8 protein-coding genes are annotated in these 19,215 nt (G+C 61.6%); 3 read left to right on the forward strand and 5 right to left on the reverse strand.

What is annotated here, in order from left to right; all coding sequences use genetic code 11:
* Positions 1 to 40: 40 nt before the first annotated feature.
* The 4 genes from AC1D13_RS00270 to AC1D13_RS00285 are packed head-to-tail and all read right to left on the reverse strand — an operon-like array spanning position 41 to position 10,849.
* Entirely contained in the window at positions 41 to 1,402 is a 1,362-nt protein-coding gene (locus AC1D13_RS00270; protein WP_477688748.1) for a TPM domain-containing protein, read from the reverse strand.
* A gap of 59 nt (positions 1,403 to 1,461) precedes the next feature.
* Positions 1,462 to 3,699: a penicillin-binding protein 1C gene (gene pbpC, locus AC1D13_RS00275; protein WP_477688749.1), complete on the reverse strand. Its 2,238-nt coding sequence runs from the start codon at positions 3,697 to 3,699 to the stop codon at positions 1,462 to 1,464.
* Positions 3,696 to 4,898 carry a serine hydrolase domain-containing protein gene (locus tag AC1D13_RS00280; RefSeq protein ID WP_457279436.1) on the reverse strand — a complete coding sequence of 401 codons (1,203 nt, stop codon included), beginning with the start codon at positions 4,896 to 4,898 and terminating at the stop codon, positions 3,696 to 3,698. Before AC1D13_RS00280 ends, pbpC begins: the two co-directional genes overlap by 4 nt.
* Entirely contained in the window at positions 4,895 to 10,849 is a 5,955-nt protein-coding gene (locus AC1D13_RS00285) for an alpha-2-macroglobulin family protein (protein ID WP_477689128.1), read from the reverse strand. The genes AC1D13_RS00280 and AC1D13_RS00285 overlap by 4 nt, the downstream gene beginning before the upstream one ends.
* A gap of 889 nt (positions 10,850 to 11,738) precedes the next feature.
* Here AC1D13_RS00285 and AC1D13_RS00290 point away from each other — a divergent pair.
* The 3 genes from AC1D13_RS00290 to AC1D13_RS00300 all read left to right on the forward strand — a co-directional run bounded on the left by AC1D13_RS00290 (position 11,739) and on the right by AC1D13_RS00300 (position 17,469).
* Positions 11,739 to 12,200, forward strand: coding sequence for a hypothetical protein (locus AC1D13_RS00290; protein ID WP_477666209.1), 462 nt, complete (start codon positions 11,739 to 11,741; stop codon positions 12,198 to 12,200).
* 41 nt (positions 12,201 to 12,241) lie between these two features.
* Positions 12,242 to 12,445, forward strand: coding sequence for a hypothetical protein (locus AC1D13_RS00295; RefSeq protein WP_477688750.1), 204 nt, complete (start codon positions 12,242 to 12,244; stop codon positions 12,443 to 12,445).
* A 353-nt stretch (positions 12,446 to 12,798) separates the two neighbouring features.
* A complete protein-coding gene (locus tag AC1D13_RS00300; protein WP_477688751.1) occupies positions 12,799 to 17,469 on the forward strand; it encodes a calcium-binding protein in 4,671 nt (1,556 codons plus the stop codon).
* 62 nt (positions 17,470 to 17,531) lie between these two features.
* Here AC1D13_RS00300 and AC1D13_RS00305 read toward each other — a convergent pair whose 3' ends face one another.
* Entirely contained in the window at positions 17,532 to 19,040 is a 1,509-nt protein-coding gene (locus AC1D13_RS00305; RefSeq protein ID WP_477666212.1) for a DegQ family serine endoprotease, read from the reverse strand.
* Positions 19,041 to 19,215 lie beyond the last annotated feature (175 nt).

Genomic DNA, 19,215 nt, shown 5'->3' on the forward strand with positions numbered 1-19,215 from the left:
TCCTGGGGCGGCGGCGCGCATCCAACGCTGCCGGCGTCTCCTACCAGCTGCCGGACGAGCCGCCGCCGCTGCTGGAGCCACCCGACGAACTCCGGCTGCTGGAGCTGGAGCTCGAACTGCTGCCCGACGAGCTGCTGCCATCCCGGTCATCGCGCCCACTGCTGCTGCCGGTACCCCCTGTGAAGAAGCCGAACAGCATCGCCAGCCCGAATGCCATGCCTGTCGGCAGCCAGGATTCCCAGTCAGATAAAAGCAGGTCTGGCGGGTTTTGAAACGCCACATACCCCACAACGCAGGCCACCAGGGCGCTGCGCACGCCAAACTCCATCAGGCTGCGTTTGTAGGCCGCGCGCATACCCATGGCGATCAGGCCGAGCAGCAAACAGCCTATACCGCCCCCCAGGGCGTAGAGCAGGCCCACGCCGAACCGCTCGGAGCCCACCACGAAGGCAATACCGACCATGACGCCGATCGCCAGCCCGATACCGGCGGCAATCCTGCGCACCGTGCGGGAGCGGCCGCAGCCGAAGCCCAGCGCAAACGCCAAAGGCATCGGGAAGGTGAGCAGGATGGCTCCGATGGCGACATTCTTCAGGACAACTACCGCCACCGCCGGGGCGGCCGCGATGATACCGATCGTCACAGGCCACTTCCAGGTGCGATGCGCCCGGACTACGCCCACGGCGAAACCCCACAGCAGTGCGGCAAGAAAGGCCCAGCCAAAGCGCGTGATGCCACCGCGGCTCGCCTCCGGGGGCTCAATCTCGCCTCGCAGCAGCGCGCCGATGTGGCCGACGGCCGCTTCCAGTCCGCCGCCGTAGTCGTTGCGCTTAAAGCGCGGCTTCATGTCCTGGTCGATGATGCGACCCGCCAGCACGTCGGGCACGGTGCCCTCAAGGCCCTGGCCCACCTCGATGCGCATGCGCCTGTCCTCCAGTGCCACCAGAATCAGGATGCCGTCGTCGCGCTGGGTATCGCCGAGTTTCCACTTCTCGAACACGCGCGTGGCGTATTCCTCGATGGAGTCTTCGCCCGTGGTTGGCAGCATGAACACGACCACCGCCGCCCGCGTGTCTGCTTCGATTGCCAGGATCTGTTCGTTCAGGGCCGCGACCTGGGCTGTGTTCAGCGTGCCGGTGGTGTCGAGCACGCGCGCGCTGTAAGGCGGAACCTGCACCCGTACGGCATCGGCGGGCGTGGCTATCTGCGCAGCATCGCTCGGTGTGGGTGCCTGTGCGGCATCGGACGGCACGTCTGTCTGTCCGGCACGCGCCGGTGCTGCCATGGCATCACCCGCCGCCAGCATGCACAGCGCCACCCACAGAACAACCAGCGTTCTATAGAGAAAACGCCGGGTTTCAGCCGCTGAAGGAAATAGCGGGGCGCGTTGAAGGTGAAGCATGGAAGGTTTGGGGTAGAGCATGGCCGGTACAGCGTTGTCGGATGCCGGCGACGGAAAGATCAACGTGCCGCAGTCGCGCCGCCGCGCACACCGGCACCGCGCACTTCGAGCCTGATCTCGTCGGCCACCTTGCCACCGGCATCGACCAGTTGCACCACATGCCGGCCCGGCCAGGGCATCCACTGCGCCTGGGCCCCGCGCGCAAACTCCTTGCCGTCCATCAGCCAGCGCGTGCCGCGGCCTTCGGCGCTGAAGCTGACGCGCTGGTGTTTGGGTGGAATGTCCGGGTCCAGCGCAATGATGGTGCCGGAGGCAGGGGCGGTGATGCGGGGCGGGGCGTCGGGCTCGGCAACCGGTTTTTTGATGCTATTTCTGGCTGCAGCCCTTTCAGAACGGGCGCCACCAGCTCCTGAATTCATAGCAAAAACGGCCTGCTCCGTGCCTTTCAGAAACCATTCACTGCGGGACGCCTCCAGCGGCGTGCCGCCCTGGTTGTCAAACCGGGTCTGGCTTTGCACCAGGCCGGCAGGCGGCAGCGGCGCGCGGCTGGGTTCTGTTTTGTGCAGGTAATTCATCACCGCGGCCCAGATGGGGGCGGCGCCTGTGGTGCCGCTGACGTCCCACATCGGCGCGCCGCTGGCGTTGCCTACCCACACGCCCACGGTGTAGCGTTGCGAAAAACCCATGGCCCAGTTGTCGCGCATGTCCTTGCTGGTGCCGGTTTTCACGGCGCTCCAGAAACGGGTGGCCAGGATGCTGTCGGTGCCGAAAGTGCGGGCGCGCGCCATTGGGTCGGCCATGATGTCGGTGGCGATGAAGGCTGCGCGGGCGTCCAGCGCAGGCTTGAACTGGGGCTTGGGGTTCCGCTGCAGCGCAGTGGGGCTGTAGCGCCCGCCATTGGCCAGCGTGCGGTAGGCGTTGGTGAGGGACAGCAAAGAGACCTCGCTGCTGCCCAGCGCCAGGCTGTAGCCGTAGTAGTCGCCGGTTTCCTTGAGCGGCAGGCCGACGGCCTTCAGTTGTTTGTGAAAAGCGTCGGGCGACACCATCACCAGTGTGCGCACGGCCGGCACGTTCAGCGAAGCACCGAGTGCGGTGCGCGCCGACACCAGGCCCTTGAACTGCCGGTCGTAGTTTTGCGGAATGTAAAGCCCTCCCGCGGTCTGGATCTGCGAAGAGGAATCTTCGAGCAGCGAAGCCGCGGTGATGCGGCGCTCGGCAATGGCCTCAGCATACAAAAATGGTTTGAGCGTGGAGCCCGGCTGGCGCAGCGCCATCACGCCGTCGACTTCGGCCGCGCCGCTCAGTTCGCCCGACGAACCTACCCAGGCCAGCACCTCGCCGGTGGCGTTGTCCAGCACGACAATGGCGCCGTCTTCGACATGGCGGCCGCGCAGCTCGCGCAGCTGCTGGGTCAGGGTCTGCACGGCAAAGCGCTGCAGCGGAGCGCGCGCGGTGGAAACCAGCGTGCGGGGCACGCCCGTACGCCCAGGGGTATCGGCCTGGGCCGCGAGCAGCCGGCGCGCCAGGTGCGGCGCCACGCCTTCGCTGGGGTCAAACGCCTTGCGCTGCAGCGCGGCAATGGCAAGCAGGTCCAGACCCTCGCAGTCGGCCTTGGCCGGCGCTTGCATGGTTTTCAGCACGCCGCAAGCTCGCTGCGAGACCTGCGCGGCCTTGGCGTTGGGCGCACGCACCAGCGCGGCGGCGATCGCGGCCTCGCGCTCATCCAGCCCATGCGCAGCCTTGCCAAACAGTGTGCGGCTCAGCGCGTCGATGCCGACAAGTTCGCCGCGAAAAGGCACAAGATTCAGGTATGCCTCCAGGATCTGGTCCTTGCGCCAGCGTGCTTCCAGCACCTGGGCCGACACGGTCTGCCCCACCTTTTGCGCCATGCTGCGGCCACTCGCACCGGCGCGCCAGTCCTCGTCGAGCAGTCCGGCCAGCTGCATGCTGAGGGTCGAAGCGCCGCGTGTTTTGGTGTTCCACAGATTGCCCCAGGCCGCTGCAGAGACCGCCCGCCAGTCCACACCGCTGTGCTCGTAAAAGCGCTTGTCCTCACTCAGAATCAGTGCCGTGCGCAAGGCAGGCGACACATCGGGCAGCGCCACCCACTGGCCGCGCCGCACGGCGCTGTCGATGCGCAGCCGCTGGATGAGCTCGCCGCCGCGGTCCAGAACCAGCATGTCGGAGGGCCTGTAGTCGCGTTTGACTTCGTCGAAGGTGGCGACGGCCCAGGCGGCGTCCATCATGGCCGCAGCCAGTAGCAATGCTGTCGCAAGCTTGCGTGTCATGTGCTTCATGCCGGCAGCCCGATCTTGGTCGCCGCATTGAAGAGCTGGAAAAATGGCGCCTGCCAGGGTCCTTCGGACTCCACCGCCGTTTGCACCAGCACGGTTTGTGTCACGCGGTCCACCAGCACGCGCTGGCCGTGGTGGCCGTTCATCATCATCCAGCTGCCGTCGGGCTTGGGGTGCCAGAAGAAATACTTGTAGCCGGAAAGGCGCATGGCGGTGCCGTGCCGGCCCTGCGCATCAGCTGCCGACCATGAGGAGCATTCGTCAATCCACTTCTTGCTGACGACCTGGCGGCCTTCCATGACGCCGTCCTGTGCGATCAGTTGCGCAAGCCGTGCCCAGTCGCGCAGACGCGCGCCAAAGCCTATGCAGTTGAACTCCTTGCCCTTGCCGTCGCACAGCCAGCTGGCGCCGCCCTCGGCGCCCAGCGGTTGCCACAGGGCTTCTTCGCAAAAGGCCGCCAGCGGTTTTCCGGTGACCTGACGGATAACCATGCCGATGGTCAGCGGGCACAGTTCGTTGTAGTTGTAGCGTGTGCCGGGCGGCTCCTGCACGGCGTTCCAGCCGCGCACCACGGCTTCCAGGTCAGTATTTCCGCCGGTGAATGCACGCGGGTAGATGGTGGGGTTGTCGCGGTCATGCAGGATGGCCGCGCCGCTGGACATATTGGCCAGGTGGCGCAGGGCAATGCCGCCGTGCAGCGTTCCCTTCAGTTCGTCAACGTACATCTGCGGCGTGTCGTCCATGGAGCGGACCAGACCGCGGTCCAGGCAGATGCCCAGCAGCAGCGACGTCACACTTTTGGCCATGGACCAGCTCGTCATGCGCATGTCGGGCTTGCGGTCGAACTGGTAGGACTCCAGCAGCACCGTGCCCTTGCGCGCGATGAGCAGGCCCGTCACGGGCCAGGCCTTGAGGTAGTCTGCCGCCGATTCCGCAATGGGTACGAATGCCTTGAGGCTTTCGGCCGATGCCGCCTTCAGCGTGGAAGCCTGCGCGGGCGCGGCGATGGGTCGCGCCCGGAACATGGTTTCGTAGCCGCCGGAATAATTGCCAATGCGGTAGTCCTTGTCGGTCCAACTGCGGTTGCCGCCCCAGCCGGTCGGGTAGCCGAAGCGCTGCCAGTCGGCGGCGGCCGCGGCCGCAACGCGCGGCAGGGCAATGCCCGCAGCCAGTGCGACGGCCAGGGAACGCCGCTGGATCATTTTGCGGCTTCCACCTTCACCCGTGCATTCGGCGACTCGCCAAACATCTCGGGCGCATACATGGCCTCGACCCGGCTAGGCGGTAGCGCGAAGTCGCCGACGTTGTTCAGGCGCACGGTGTATTCCATCTTCACCACGCCCTTGGGCAGGTATTCGTAGTAACTGCGGAAGGCCTCAAAACTGCGCTCTTCAAACGCCGGCCAGCCTGCGCCGGTTTTCTTTTCGCCGCTGGTGGCGATTTCGGAGTCACGGCCCAGACCGCCGCCGAGGATCGTTGCGCCGCCCGGCACCGGGTCGCTGATGACGACCCAGGTCATGTCGGCGCTGGCGTTGACTTCCAGCGTGATGCGGATCACGTCGCCGCGCGTGTAGATGCCTTTGACGGCCTGCTCTACCGGGGTGATCGTTTTCTTGATCTGGTAGCCGGCGTTGAAAGGCGCCTTCAGCTGGATGGCCGCGATGGACTGCAACGTGAGCCACGGTTTGCCTGGGCCTTGATGCGTTACGGTCAACGTGTCCTTCGCTGCGCTGCCCCAAGGCAGGAACATGCTGTTGTTGCGCAGGTTGCCGGGCGAAGCCGGTGCGCCGAAGAAGGTGGTCTGGTTGGGTGCGCCGGCTGCGTCGGTGGTCTTGACGCGGTCAACCTTGGCCCAGTCAACGCTCGCCACGCTGGCGGCGGCCGCTGCCAGTGTGGCCTTGGTCACACCGGCCACGGGTGTGGCTTCAAACTTGGCCGAGAACTTGTCGAGCGCCAGGCCGCCCCACAGGTTGGCCGTGGTGGTGTGCCAGGCGCCCTTTTGCTGACGGGCGATAAAGCCGTTGGCCAGGCGGCCCATGTCATCTTTCCAGGCCGGGTCGTCCATCACGGCCAGCATCAGGCGCGCGGTATTCACATCACCGTTGGTCATCAGCCACCACCAGTAGTCGTCCTTTTCGGTGCTGAAGATCAGCTTGGTGCCCTGGAACGACAGGCGCGAACGCAGCACCTGATTGGCTTCGGCGATGCGCTGCTCACGCTGCGGCACATCGGCCACGCGTTTCAGGATGTTGAGCCAGTCGATCACAGCGTGCGTAGGCCACTGGTTGGGCGCAATCGTGATGCTGCCCAGCATGCGGCCCTGCGCCTTGCCGTAGCGCGAGAGCGCTTCCAGCGCGGCCAGCTTGCGCACGTCGAGGTCTTTGCGCGGGCTCCAGAACTCGCGCTGGATACGGCCTTCCACAAACGCGATCAGGCCGCGCTCCATGGGGGCGCGCGCATCGTCGGGCAGGGCAAACGCCGGGTTGATGCCAGAGGCTTCATGCGTGGCGGCCAGCAGGTAGGCCGTCAGTGCATCGCTGCCGCGATTCGCTTCACCGTCGCGCGGGGGGAAGTAGTTGGCCAGGCCATCGCTGTCCAGGTAGCTGGGCAGTTGTGCCAGCACGGTCTGCCACAGCTTGCTGTCGCGCAGCCCCACCGATTTGCTGGTTTTTTGCTCGAGGCAGATGAAAGGGTACATCGCGAAATAGTCGCGCACACCGTCCATGCCTTCTGCGAGTTTCGGCTGCAGTGACATCTTCAGGCCGCCGCGGCCGGGCAGGGCGTCGGCCGGTGGGTTCACGTCCAGCGTGAAGTTGCCGTCGACCTGCACCAGTGTGGCTTGCTGCACCGTCAGCGGCACGGCCGGGATGATGCGCTGGCGTGCCTTGAGGCCGTCGCGTGCGCCGGAAATCGTGTCTTTGGCTTCGATCTCCCACAGGATGGCTTCAGCACGGGTGAATGCGAGCTGCGCCGGTGCGGTGACCATCCAGGCCACTTCGCGCGCTTCGCCGGCGGGGATGTCCACCGTCTGCGGTTTCAGGTCAAGCAGCGTGGCGCGCGGGCTCACTTCCACCTTCATGGCTACTTTGGTGGTGTTGCGCAGCGTCAGTTGCGCGCGGAACTGGTCGTCCTCGCGCACCAGCGGCGGCAGGCCGCTGATGATTTGCAGGTCCTGTGTGGCCTTGATGCTGGTCTGGCCCGTGCCGAAGAGGCCGGTGCCTGCGTCAGCCACCGCCACAATCTTGAAGGTGGTCAGCGCGTCGTTGAGCGGCACCATCACCACGGCCTGGCCGTTGGCGTCCAGTTGCACCTTCGGGTTCCACAGCAGCAGGGTGTCGAGCAGTTCGCGCGTGTTGCTTCGCCCGCCGCCGCCGCCGGCTGCCACAGCCTTGCGCCCGAAATGCCTGCGCCCGATGATTTCCATCTGCGCGGTCGAGGTTTCCACGCCCCAGGCGCGGCGCTGCAACATTGCGTCCAGCAAGTTCCAGCTGCTATTGGGCATCAGCTCCAGCAGGGCCTGGTCCACCGCGGCCAGCGCCACTTCGGCATTGGCGGCCGGCTGGCCGTTGGGCAGCCTGGCGGTAATGGTTACCTTGGCCTGGCTGCGCACGGCGTAGCTTTCCTTGTCGGTTTTCACGCTGACGTCAAGCTGGTGCGCCTTGGTGCCGACACGGATTTCGGCCACGCCCAGGCGGAAGGCCGGTTTGCTCAAATCGACCAGCGCGGTAGGCGCGACGTATTCACGGCCTTCGTACCAGAAGGATGTCCACCACTCACGCGGTGCCTTGTAGCCCCAGGTGAAGAAGCTGTACCAGGGCACTTCGCGCAGCCGGCCGCGCAGGGCCAGCACGCTCACGTACACATTGGGGCCCCAGCCTTCCTTGATCTGAAGGTTCACCGTCGGGTCCTGGCCGTTGAGCTGTACCACCTGGGTTTCGACGATGCCTTCACGCTCAACGGCGACCAGTGCCGTGGCAAACCGGAAGGGCATGCGCACCTGGAACTTGGCGGTCTCGCCGGGCTGGTAGCTTTTCTTCTCGGGCAGCACGTCCATGCGGTCGTGGTCTTCGCCGCCAAACCAGAGTTCGCCCTGGCGGGTGACATACACGTTGCTGGCGGCCTGGATGGTGTTGCCGTCCTTGTCCTTGGCCGTCACGATGAGTTCGACCTCGCCGGGTTCGCCGAGCTTGGTCTCGCACAGCAGCAATCCGCGCGAATCGCTCTTGCCGCTGCAGACGCTGCCGAGGTCTTTGACTTCCGTCTTGTTGTCGTAGGTGTAGAAGCCACCCACCATGCGCTTGCGGCTGGTGGTGGTGATGCGCGCCACGGCCTTCACTTCCAGCGACACGCCGGGGGCAATCTTGCCGGTCAGGTCAAGCGCCAGCGCCTGGAACTTGATCTTCTGGCTGGAAGAAACCCAGCCTTCAGTCTTGATGCCCGCCACCACGGCCGCAGGCCAGACGGTGGAGGTGCTGCGAATGGTCTGCACTTCGCCGTTCGGGTCGGCATAGGTGGCTTCCATCAGCAGCTCCTGCGGCTGCCTGCGTTCGGGGATGTCGTTGATGGTGAGCTTGCCTGCGCCATTGCGGTCCAGCGTCAGCGGCAGTTTGTCGGCAATCACGCGCTGGTCCTGTGAAGAGGTGCTTTCCTCTTCGCCCTGGTTGCCCGCGGTGCCGCGGCCGGTGCTCGGCGGCGAGAAATTGAATTCGTCGAAATCGCTGTAGCTCAGGGACTTGCCGCGCACCAGCGCCGACACCCGTACGGGCAGGGCCACGGCGCCGCCGCCCGCCACGTAATTGATCTGCACGTCGGTTGGCACGGACTTCACATTGACGAGCGGTTTTTTGTCGGAAGGATTGATACGGCCTTCAAGCACCGGCAAACGGAACTCTTCCACACGGAACTGCCCGCTGGAAAAACTGCGCTCGCGGCTGCCACGTTCGCCCCGGAGTTGCACCTCATACACGCCCAGCTTGGCAGCAGGAGGGATGGCAAAAGTGTTTTCGGCGCTTTGCCCGCCCGTGGCGGTCTTGCGCCAGGTGATGGGCTGGGTGTATTGCTGGCCGCTGCCGACATGGGTCACGACCAGCGTGGCCGGCGCGCCCTCGGGCAGGCCAAAACCCTTGCTGGTTTCAGTGCGCAGCAGGTGTTTCATCGACACCGTTTCGCCGGCGCGGAACAGTGTGCGGTCAAAGACAGTGTGTGCCCGTTCGTTGGGCAGGGGATCGCGGTTGGTCGGCACGTTAAAGCGCCAGGGCTCAATGCCCTTGTGCCAGTCGCTCCAGGTGAAGGCCAGGTCTTCAACACCGCTGACCGTGCTGCGTGCGCTGACAAAGTAGGCATTGGCAGAGTTGTCACCCGAGCAGCGTGGCGGCTCGGAAGACAGGCCGCTGAAATTGGCGATGCCCTGTGCGTTGGTGACAGCCTTGGCGATCTCGGTGCCGTTGCAGCCCGAGACGCGCACCGTGGCGCCAGCCACCGGGGCGCCCTTGTCGAGCGTGGTGACCCAGGCCAGCGAGTTCTCGCGGCCCAGCTTGAAGTGCACGCCCAGGTTGGTCACCAGGGCGGAAGTGCGCACATACATGGTCCGGCTGTTACCGTAGCGTTCGTCGAGCAGCGAGCTGCCCAATTTTTGCGAAGCGATCTCTACCACGTGAAAACCGGGTGCCAGCGGTATGCCGACCACCTCAAACGGGCGTGGGTCGGTGCCTGCGGCGGGCTTGGGCAGGTCCAGTGTCTTCACGCCGGCCTGGCCGGCCAGCAGCGACACCATGCGCGATTGCACGTAGTCCCGGTCGCGTGACTCCAGCGGTTTGGGAAGAGCCCCCTTGATGTCGGCAGCAGCCGTCTTGCGCGAAACCTGGTAGTCGTCGTAACGCTGCACCTTACGGAACCACGCGATGATCTCGGCGTCGGTGCGGGGCTGGAGGTCACTGACCTTTCCGGCCGGTGCCGTGCCGGGCGTGAGCCCTTTCACGGGCAGCAGGGCTTCGACATTGCGCAACGTGACGGGCAGCAGGGCCGGGTCGCCCGGTTTGGTGTTGGGTTCGGCAAAGCGTTCGACGATGCCGAAGGGAGAGGCGGCGAACTTGGCCAGTGGCGGCATGGAGCCGGTAGCCACCTTGAGAGGGAAGCTGTCGGCATTGCGCAGCGTACGGCCGGAAGCGTCCTTGAAACCCTTGGGCAGCTCCAGCATGAACTGCGCCTGTTCGGGAAACAGAGGCTTGAAGGTGATGTTGCTGACCAGGCTGTCGCCGTCGCTGTTGCCTTCCTCGAAGGCGGGCTTGAACGTGTCCCTGTCGCCCTTCAGGCGAATGGCCTCGGCCAGCTTGCGCGGCACGGGGGTATTGAAGTTCAGGGTCATGGGCCGCATCGGCAGGCAGGCCGACTGGGCGTTTTCGCGTTCGCAGGTGAAGCTTGCCGCAAACGGCTCGCGTACCTGGAAGTTGTAGCGTTTCTCGACTGAATTGGGAATGCCGCTGGGTGTGCTGACGCCTTTGCCGTACACCAGTTGCACTTTGGCGGCCGACGTCAGGCGCCGGTTGCAGGTCAGGGTGGCGTAGCGCAGCGGCTCTTGGGCAGCGGCCTTTTCCAGGCCCAGCGACTTGAGCAGTTCGTTGCGCTCGTTACCGTCGATGAGCTTGACAGGAACACGTTCACCCAGGCCTTCCACGTTGCACCAGACGTTTTCGCGAATGCTGGCCAGTGTGGCGGCGCCGTTGAACTGCAGCACGAAGTACTGTTCTTCGTCGATGCGCTCATAGGTGCCGGGGCGAAGGTTCTGGATGAAGGGGCCGCCGGTGTTGAATTTATAGGAAGTGTTGCCGCCCACGGGCTGGCTCTTGGGAGACTTGAAGGTGCTGACCACCTGTACCGAACAGCTCACGCCGGGTGGCAGGTCGTTTTCAAATTCGAAAGCCCATTCGCGTTCGTTGATCCAGCGGCCGGAGCCCTTGGTGGCCTGCGCGTCGCTGCAACTCAGCGACAGCGGGGCAGGTGCCTTGGGGTCGCCGAAATTGACGGCGCCTTCGTCAAATTTGGCGACGATTTGCCTGACACGCGCGACTTCGCCCTGCGGCGAAAGACTGGTGATTTGCAGGGCATGGGCATGCAGCGAAACAGCCGCGATCAGTGCCAAAGCGGCTTTTTTCATTATTGGGCTCACGTTTTCCTCTCCTTCGGGAGGCCAAGCGTAGCCGATTTGGATGTAACAAAATGTCCCGTGAAATGGGCAAAAACCGCCCAAAAAAAGCGGGCCTGAAGCCCGCTGGGGTGATTTTTCAGAGGGCCTTCAGCGAAAAGCGGAAGGCCCCTGCGTCAGGACGCTCAGCTGAAGTTCACTGGCACAAAAATTTTGCTGTCGCCCCGCTGTATCAGAAGCGCCACGGATTTCTCCGCTTTGGCTACGGGCGGCACCTATTCGGTCGATCGTTTCCCTATTGCCTGTGGATTCATCTACTCCATGCGCGCGAACCGCTTGACAAGACTGTCAGGACTTCCTGGTCAGGTGATGAAAGATTTTTGTGCTCACCAAACGAGCAACGCCATTTGCTTCTGCGTTCAATTCTCTCGAAAAACCCGCTATCTAGTCTGAGCGGTCGCGGTTGGCTGCTCATGTTCAGTTGTTGTGATGCGGGTGAATTTTCACCATCGCGTGTGGTTACCTCTGCTCGGTCCGCGCTAAAGCCGCTTGATTAAAACGTTTGCTGGACTTCCTCTGCGTTAACTAATGAAAACGACTTGTGGCGGTCAGACGACGAGTGCGATTTGATTTGGTTTGCGGGATCCGTTCAACATAAACTGGCAATGACTACCAATAAATAACAAACGGGCAGGGAGTGTATGACTCAGGCAGAAGCAGCTGTGGCGAAGGAGACGCCAGCGCACGCACAAAGAACCAATAAGACAAGTTGTATTGCCGCTGTTTGTGTCGCCAATGTGTCTTCTTGCGCTGCAGCCTTCGGGTTGCCTGCCCTACTCCCGCTCGCCCGTTTTCATCGGGATGCCATCTACTCGGCCAATCCGGCTTCCCGGCTTGGGTGATGGCTTTCACTCCCGTAACCAAACTCGAAACCGCAGTGCCCACGGCCCAGGCACGCGAGGCTGACTTTAAGAAGCTTGTAGCCCAAGGCTATATCTCCGGTCACGCCACACGAGACAAAACCCGAGAACGCGTCGAGCTCAAGCGCGACCTAGCCACCCAACGCGAAACCCTCACCACCTTGAAGGCATCTGTCGTCGGCGTCGCGCAGCAACTCGCTATTCACACCACAGGCGCCGTCACCGAAGCACAAGCCCTGATGATCATCGCGTCCGAAGGCCCACAGTTCACTGTCGAAGTCACGCTGGAGAACAAGGACGTCGGCTTCGTCAACGTCTGCAACGGCGCCGAGATTAAGCTTGAAACCTTTCCCTCCATGCGCCGTGTCACCGTGCAGGCCAGCGGGATCTCGTTACGGCCGGCGCCGTCAACGACAAAAAATGAGGCGCGATTTTTCCGGTGACGCTGGCCCTAAAGACCAAGCAAATCAACGTACAAGGAAAGATGATCCAGCTGACGCCTGGGATGAACCTGATCGCAGAAATCGAAACCGGGCAGCGGCGCGTGATTGAGTATTTAATGAGCCCAATTCAAAGGGCGGGGAGTGATAGTTTGAGGGAGCAACGAGTGCTTTTCGGCTCCTCGGCTGTTGCCTTCACCTTCATCATTGGTTACCGACAATTTCTTTTTTTCAGGGGAAACAAATAGATGAGTAATTTGTGAAGCTTCAAACCTGTCATGAATTGAATATCTTCTTTTAAAAATAAATATCCATCCAATTTTCGAAGGAAATTTAGGATTTCAGTTATGAAACAAATATTTATTGCCCTTTATCAAATACACCCGCTGTTCCCAGCAGCTTATTTGTTTCTTTTTTCAGTTGGAATTCTTGCTCCAGGGATCTACTGTCTGATAAGAAATATTCCATATTCGTTGGGAATTATTTGGAGAAATTCCAGACGAGGTGATCTATTTGCTCAAATGGTCATCGCTGTGTATTCTTTTTTTGTATTGATAAGTTTCGTTTGTTTAATCCTTGTTTTACTTAAGTGAGAAAAAATATGGCTGGTATCCCCGCTCAAGCGTTAATCACAATTTATATGGACGTTACTGGGGTCGCGGTTGGTGCCGTCGACAATGTTGTTCAAACTATCAACGCCAGTTCCACCATGGAGACGGCCGCAGGTGTCGTTCAGGTTGTAGCGGCGGTAACGGGGCCAATTCCGGGTGTTGGAGCCGTAACAAACACCATCGCTCTGACTATGGGCGCAGTCACCGCAGATCCAAACGGTGCGACGCCCGGACAGCTCATTAGTGCAATTGGGAGTGTGGTTGGAATCGTTGGTAGTTTGCTTGCCGTTGGTGGAGTCGCGGTTCCCGCATTAGTAGTCGTTGGGCTCACGCTAACTGTCGCAGGTGCTGCCTACAACTTTTACGACCTTTATAAAAAATACCATCCCGATCCAGCACCGATCAATCCTGCGGTTGACCAGTGCTATAAAGATGCGTGCCGCTTCGTAAACAGCCGCGACCCATTGGTTCTGGACCTCGATGGCGACGGCCTGGAACTGGCAGGAGCCAACGGCGCTACCCTCTTTGACCACAACGCTGACGGCATCAAAACCGGCACAGGCTGGGCTAGACCGGATGACGGACTTCTGGTTCGTGACCTCAACGGCAACGGCACCATAGATACCGGCCGGGAACTCTTTGGTGTAGACACCATTAAGAGCAACAGCACACTGGCTACTGACGGCTTCGATGCCTTGGGTGATCTGGACGCCAACGGCGACGGTTTCATCACCAATGCAGATGCCGCATATGGTGATCTCAAGATATGGCAAGACGCTAATCAGGACGGCATTACCCAGAGCGGCGAGCTCAAGACGCTGACCGAGCTCAACATCACCAGCATTGGCGTCAACGGAAGCGGCACGGGCCCACAAGCGGGGCAGGTCATCAACAACAACACCGTAGCTTTGAGCGCCACGTTCACCCAGAACGGCCAGACGCATACCGTCGGCGCGATCGACCTCGAAACCAACAACTTCTTCACCGAGTTCCCACCTGTAGTGGTGGATGAAACTGGCAACCCTGTTCCTATCACCGAGCAGGCACAGGCATTGCCACAGATGAATGGCTCAGGCATGGTGCGCAACATGCGAGCCGCAGCCAGCATTGACGGTGATTTTGCGGATGCGCTGCAAACCTTCGCTGTCGCCGCTACGCGAGGGGATCAGCGTAATCAGCTGGATGGGCTGGTCCTTAAGTGGGCAGAAACTTCTGATTATTTTGGACAAACACCTGCTGGCTTTAATGCCAGTGTCACCTACAACCTCCCGGTCGGAATGACGGAGATCGAGTATATGAAGATGATTCATATACTCGAAGCATTCAACGGCAGCCGGTTTTATGGCGATGAGAATGGCGGCCCTCGCCCTGCGGGCTTTACCGTGCGTCTGGAGACAGATCCGTACGATGGACGTGCGATTTATCACTACATCATCAGCCCACCTGCACAGCAGATTGCGCTGCTGAAACAAGCCTATGAAGCGCTCAAGAACAGTGTTTATGACGCACTTGTCTTGCAGACTCGCCTTAAGCCTTATACCGATGCTATCGAGCTGGCAATTGGTGAAGCAGGCATTACATTCGACTTTACTGCGGTCTCCGCAATGTTTGCGTCGAAGTTCGGTGCCGATGCGCCAAACGCGGTATTTGATTTGCTGGACATGCAAAAGTATGCGGGTGACCAGATGCGAGGCATGGGATGGTCTGTCTATAGCACCCTTGACAGCCTTATCCGGTCTGGAAGTCCGTCATCGGCTTTGCAGGCAGCTTTGGATGCAGAGCATATTGAATTGGTCGCCGCCGGTGTTCAAGCTGGGGCGGTAAGCAATGCCACCGGCGCGATTTTGCTGGGTAACTCGCTCGACAACTCGTTGACCGGGAGCGCAGGTGATGATTACCTGTATGGGGGCGCGGGCAACGACACACTCACAGCCGCAGGCGGCACCAACGTGCTGGACGGTGGCGACGGCGACGACATACTCACCGGCGGCTATGGCGGGCACGACACGCTGCTGGGCGGCGCCGGTAACGACATCATGACAGTGCTGGGCAGTTACAGCAGCGACAACGTGTTCGAAGGCGGTACCGGCAACGACACCATGACCGGCAGCTACTGGACAGATACCTATCGATTCAACCTGGGCGATGGGCAAGACACGATCATCGAGACGCAGACGAACAACAACATTACCGACAAGCTGGTCTTCGGAGGTGGCATTGCGGTCAGTGACATCAGTGCACTGCGCTCGGGCAACGACCTCGTGTTCAGCCACGTAAATGGGGTCGACAAGGTCACGGCCAAAGACTGGTTTGTCAGCGCAGGCAACCAGCTCGAGTCGATCGAGTTTGCCGATGGCACCGTGTGGACGGGCGCAGCCGTGACGGCAGCGGCGCTGATCGTCACCGGCACGGCCGGTGACGACGTCATGACCGGCACGGTCATGAACGACACCCTGCGCGGTATGGGTGGCAACGACAACATCACGGGCGGGGCTGGCAACAACGTGCTGGACGGCGGTGATGGCGACGACGTGCTCAGCGGCGGCTACGGCGCCAGCGACACGCTGCTGGGCGGCGCCGGCAACGACACCATGACAGTGTTCGGCGGCTACAGCAGCGACAACGTGTTCGAGGGCGGCACCGGCAACGACACGATGACCGGCAGTTACTGGAACGACACCTACAAGTTCAATCTGGGTGACGGACAGGACACCATCATCGAGACGCAGACGAACAACAATGTCACCGACAAGCTGGTCTTCGGCAGCGGTATCGCCGCCAGCGATATCAGTGCATTGCGATCAGGCAACGACCTGGTGTTCAGCCATGTGAATGGGGTCGATAAAGTCACCGCAAAAGACTGGTTTGCCAGTGTAGCGAGCCAGCTCGAGCGCATCGAGTTTGCCGACGGTACGGTGTGGACAGGCGCGGCCGTGACCGCATCGGCGCTGATCGTCACCGGCACCGCCGGGGACGACGTCATGACCGGCACGGTCATGGATGACACCCTGCGCGGCATGGGTGGCAACGACAACATCACTGCAGGAGGCGGCACCAACGTTCTTGATGGTGGCGACGGTAACGACGTACTCACGGGTGGCTACGGCGGGCACGACACCTTGCTGGGCGGAGCCGGCAACGACATCATGACGGTGTTGGGCAGCTACAGCAGCGACAACGTGTTCGAGGGTGGTACCGGCAACGACACAATGACCGGCAGTTACTGGAATGACACCTACAAGTTCAACCTGGGTGACGGACAGGACACCATCATCGAGCTGGCCAGCAACAACAACGTGACCGACAAGCTGGTGTTCGGCCCAGACATAGCCGTTGTCGATATCACTGCAGTGCGATCTGGTAATGATCTGGTGCTCGGTCATTCCAATGGCCTGGACAAAATTACAGTCAAGGATTGGTATGTCGCAGACGGCAGCCAGCTCGAACGAATCGAGTTTGCAGACGGCACGGTGTGGACGGGAGCCGCTGTAACGGCTGCGACCATGGAAATATTTGGCACCAGCGGTAACGATGTTCTCAGCGGCAATAGCGCTTACACAGAATTTCTGTATGGCGTGGGTGGCAACGATACCTTATATGGTGGCAGCAATGACACGCTTTATGGCGGTGATGGCAACGATGCTTTGTATGGTGGAGGCAATAACGAAACGTTTGACGGCGGGGATGGCAATGACACCTTGACCGGCTACTGGGGGGGCAGCAACGCGACCTTCATCGGTGGCGCCGGCAACGACGTGATCACCGGGTCTTACTACAACAACAAGTACATCTTCAACCTGGGCGATGGCCAGGACACTGTCAGCAATTACGACGGTGTCCACAGTGGCTATACCGACACATTGATCTTTGGTGCGGGCATTGATCCGGCCAACGTGACGGCCACGCGTTCCGGTATTGACATGGTGTTCAAGGTTACAGGCAGTACCGATCAGATCACAGTGCAGAACTGGTTCTATGACACAGCAGGCGGATTCCAGATCGAGCAGATCAAGTTTGCCGATGGCACGATCTGGAGCGCTCCAGCCTTGACCACTGCCGCGCTGGAGGTGTTTGGCACCAGCGGTAACGACGTTATCAGCGGCTCCGGGGTGTATGTGGATATTCTGCACGGCGCTGGCGGCAACGACACTCTGTATGGTGATACCAACGACACGCTCGATGGCGGGGATGGCAATGACAGCCTCAATGGCTTCTGGGCAGGAAGTGACGTGACCTTCATCGGCGGCGCCGGCAACGACGTGATCACCGGGTCTTACTACAACAACAAGTACATCTTCAACCTGGGCGATGGCCAGGACACTGTCAGTAATGACGATGGTGTTCACAGTGGCTATACCGACACACTGACCTTTGGTGCGGGCGTTGGCGCTGACCAGATCTGGCTGCGCCAGGTGGCCAACAACCTTGAAGTGGGCGTCATCGGCACCACTGATACCGTCACGCTGAATAACTGGTACCTCGGTAGCCAATACCATGTGGAGCAGTTCAAGACTGGCGACGGAAAGGTGTTGTTGGACAGCCAGGTGCAAAACCTGGTGGACGCCATGGCGGCCTTTGCACCACCGGCTGCGGGGGAAACCTCTTTGCCTGCCTCTTATCAGGCCAGCTTGCAGCCTGTCATTGCGGCGAATTGGCAATAGTGTTCATCGGCTAAACCTGCCTGCAGCCCCTGGATGCCCGACCCAGGGGCCGCGTGCTTCAACTACCCGAAATTCACCGGCACAAAAATTTTGCTGTCGCCCCGCTGTATCAGAAGCGCCACGGATTTCTCTGCTTTGGCCACGGTGGCGCGCACCTGGTCGATATTTTTCACCGGAACGCCGTTGATGGACAGCAGCACATCACCGGCCTGCACTCCGGCCAGTGCCGCCGGGCCGCTGGCCTGCTGCACCACCAGGCCGTTGTCCACGCCGGCTTCCTGCTTTTCATCGGGCTGCAGCGGACGCAGCGCCAGGCCCAGCTTGCCCTGGTTGGGCGTGTCTTTTTTGGCGGCGGCCTGGGCCGTCTTTTCGTCGGCATTGGCCAGCCTGGCAGTGACCACCTTGGCGGCTCCCTGCCGCCAGATGTCCAGCCGGATGCTGTCGCCGGGCGCTGCCAGGCCGATCAGCGCGGGCAGGTCGCCCGAGGAGACGATGGGCTGGCCGTTCACGCCGCGGATCACGTCACCCGACTGCAGCCCGGCCTTGTCTGCCGGGCCGCCCTTTTCCACACTCGAAACCAGCGCGCCTTCGGGCTTGTCCAGCTTGAAGGAATCGGCAAAGGACTGGTTGACCTCTTGCACCGCTACCCCCAGGCGAGCATGTTCAACCTTGCCGGTCGCCACGATCTGGTTCTTGATCCGGACAGCCACGTCGACCGGGATGGCGAACGACACGCCCTGGTAGCCGCCGCTGCGGGTATAGATCTGCGAGTTAATGCCCACGACTTCGCCGCGTGCGTTGAACAGCGGGCCACCCGAGTTGCCCGGGTTGACCGCCACGTCGGTCTGGATGAAAGGCACGGCGCTGTCGTCAGGCAGCGAACGGCCCTTGGCGCTGACCACGCCGGCGGTCACGGTGTTTTCAAACCCGAAGGGCGAGCCGATGGCCAGCACCCATTCGCCGACCTTGAGCTCGCTGATCTTGCCGAGCGTCACCACGGGCAGGTTTTTGGCGTCAATGCGCAGCACCGCCACGTCGGTCTTGGGGTCGGCGCCCAGTACCTTGGCGCGGTATTCGCGCCGGTCGGTCAGCTTGACGGTGACCTCTTTTGCATCGCGCACCACGTGGGCGTTGGTCAGGATGATGCCGTCAGGGCTGACGATGAAGCCCGAACCCTGTCCGCGTGTGGGCATTTCCTGCTGCTGGCCGCCGCGGCCGCCACGGGCGCCCGGGCCCTGCTGGAAGCGTTTGAAGAATTCGAAGAACGGATCACCGGAGGGCGTGTCGTCGTCATCGCCGTCGTCCTGTGCCATCGGGGAGTCGTTTCGTACTTTGGTGGTGCCGGTCACGCTGATGTTGACGACCGCCGGGCCGTAGCGTTCGGTGATCTGCGAGAAGTCGGGCAGGGCCATGGGCACCGAGGTTGGGGTGCCGGCGGTAATGGCCGGAGGGACGGCCGCCGTGGCGGCAGGGTGCACGGCGTTGAGTGCACTGACGCCGGCGCCGCCTATGGCACCTGCAGCCAGAAGTGCAGCGACAAGCCGGGTATTTTTCAATGCTTCAGATTTCATGGATGGGCTTCCTTGCGTTGAGGGCACACACCGGTGCCGATGCGTACAACTATGGGGTGGCAGCCTTAGGCGGGGCTTAAATTTGCGCGACGCAGGAAGGGCAGCGCTGCGGGCGTGAATTTTGATAAAAAGTGGCTGTAGCCAGCAATAGGACTGCGCGAGAAGCTATAAAAAT

This window comes from Polaromonas sp. P1_E12 (assembly GCF_056405975.1).

Coding starts and splice junctions, on each gene's coding strand:
- AC1D13_RS00270 (WP_477688748.1), bottom strand. CDS start 1,402: ATGCTTCACCTTCAACGCGCCCCGCTATTTCCTTCAGCGGCTGAAACC.
- pbpC (WP_477688749.1), bottom strand. CDS start 3,699: ATGAAGCACATGACACGCAAGCTTGCGACAGCATTGCTACTGGCTGCG.
- AC1D13_RS00280 (WP_457279436.1), bottom strand. CDS start 4,898: ATGATCCAGCGGCGTTCCCTGGCCGTCGCACTGGCTGCGGGCATTGCC.
- AC1D13_RS00285 (WP_477689128.1), bottom strand. CDS start 10,849: ATGAAAAAAGCCGCTTTGGCACTGATCGCGGCTGTTTCGCTGCATGCC.
- AC1D13_RS00290 (WP_477666209.1), top strand. CDS start 11,739: ATGGCTTTCACTCCCGTAACCAAACTCGAAACCGCAGTGCCCACGGCC.
- AC1D13_RS00295 (WP_477688750.1), top strand. CDS start 12,242: ATGATCCAGCTGACGCCTGGGATGAACCTGATCGCAGAAATCGAAACC.
- AC1D13_RS00300 (WP_477688751.1), top strand. CDS start 12,799: ATGGCTGGTATCCCCGCTCAAGCGTTAATCACAATTTATATGGACGTT.
- AC1D13_RS00305 (WP_477666212.1), bottom strand. CDS start 19,040: ATGAAATCTGAAGCATTGAAAAATACCCGGCTTGTCGCTGCACTTCTG.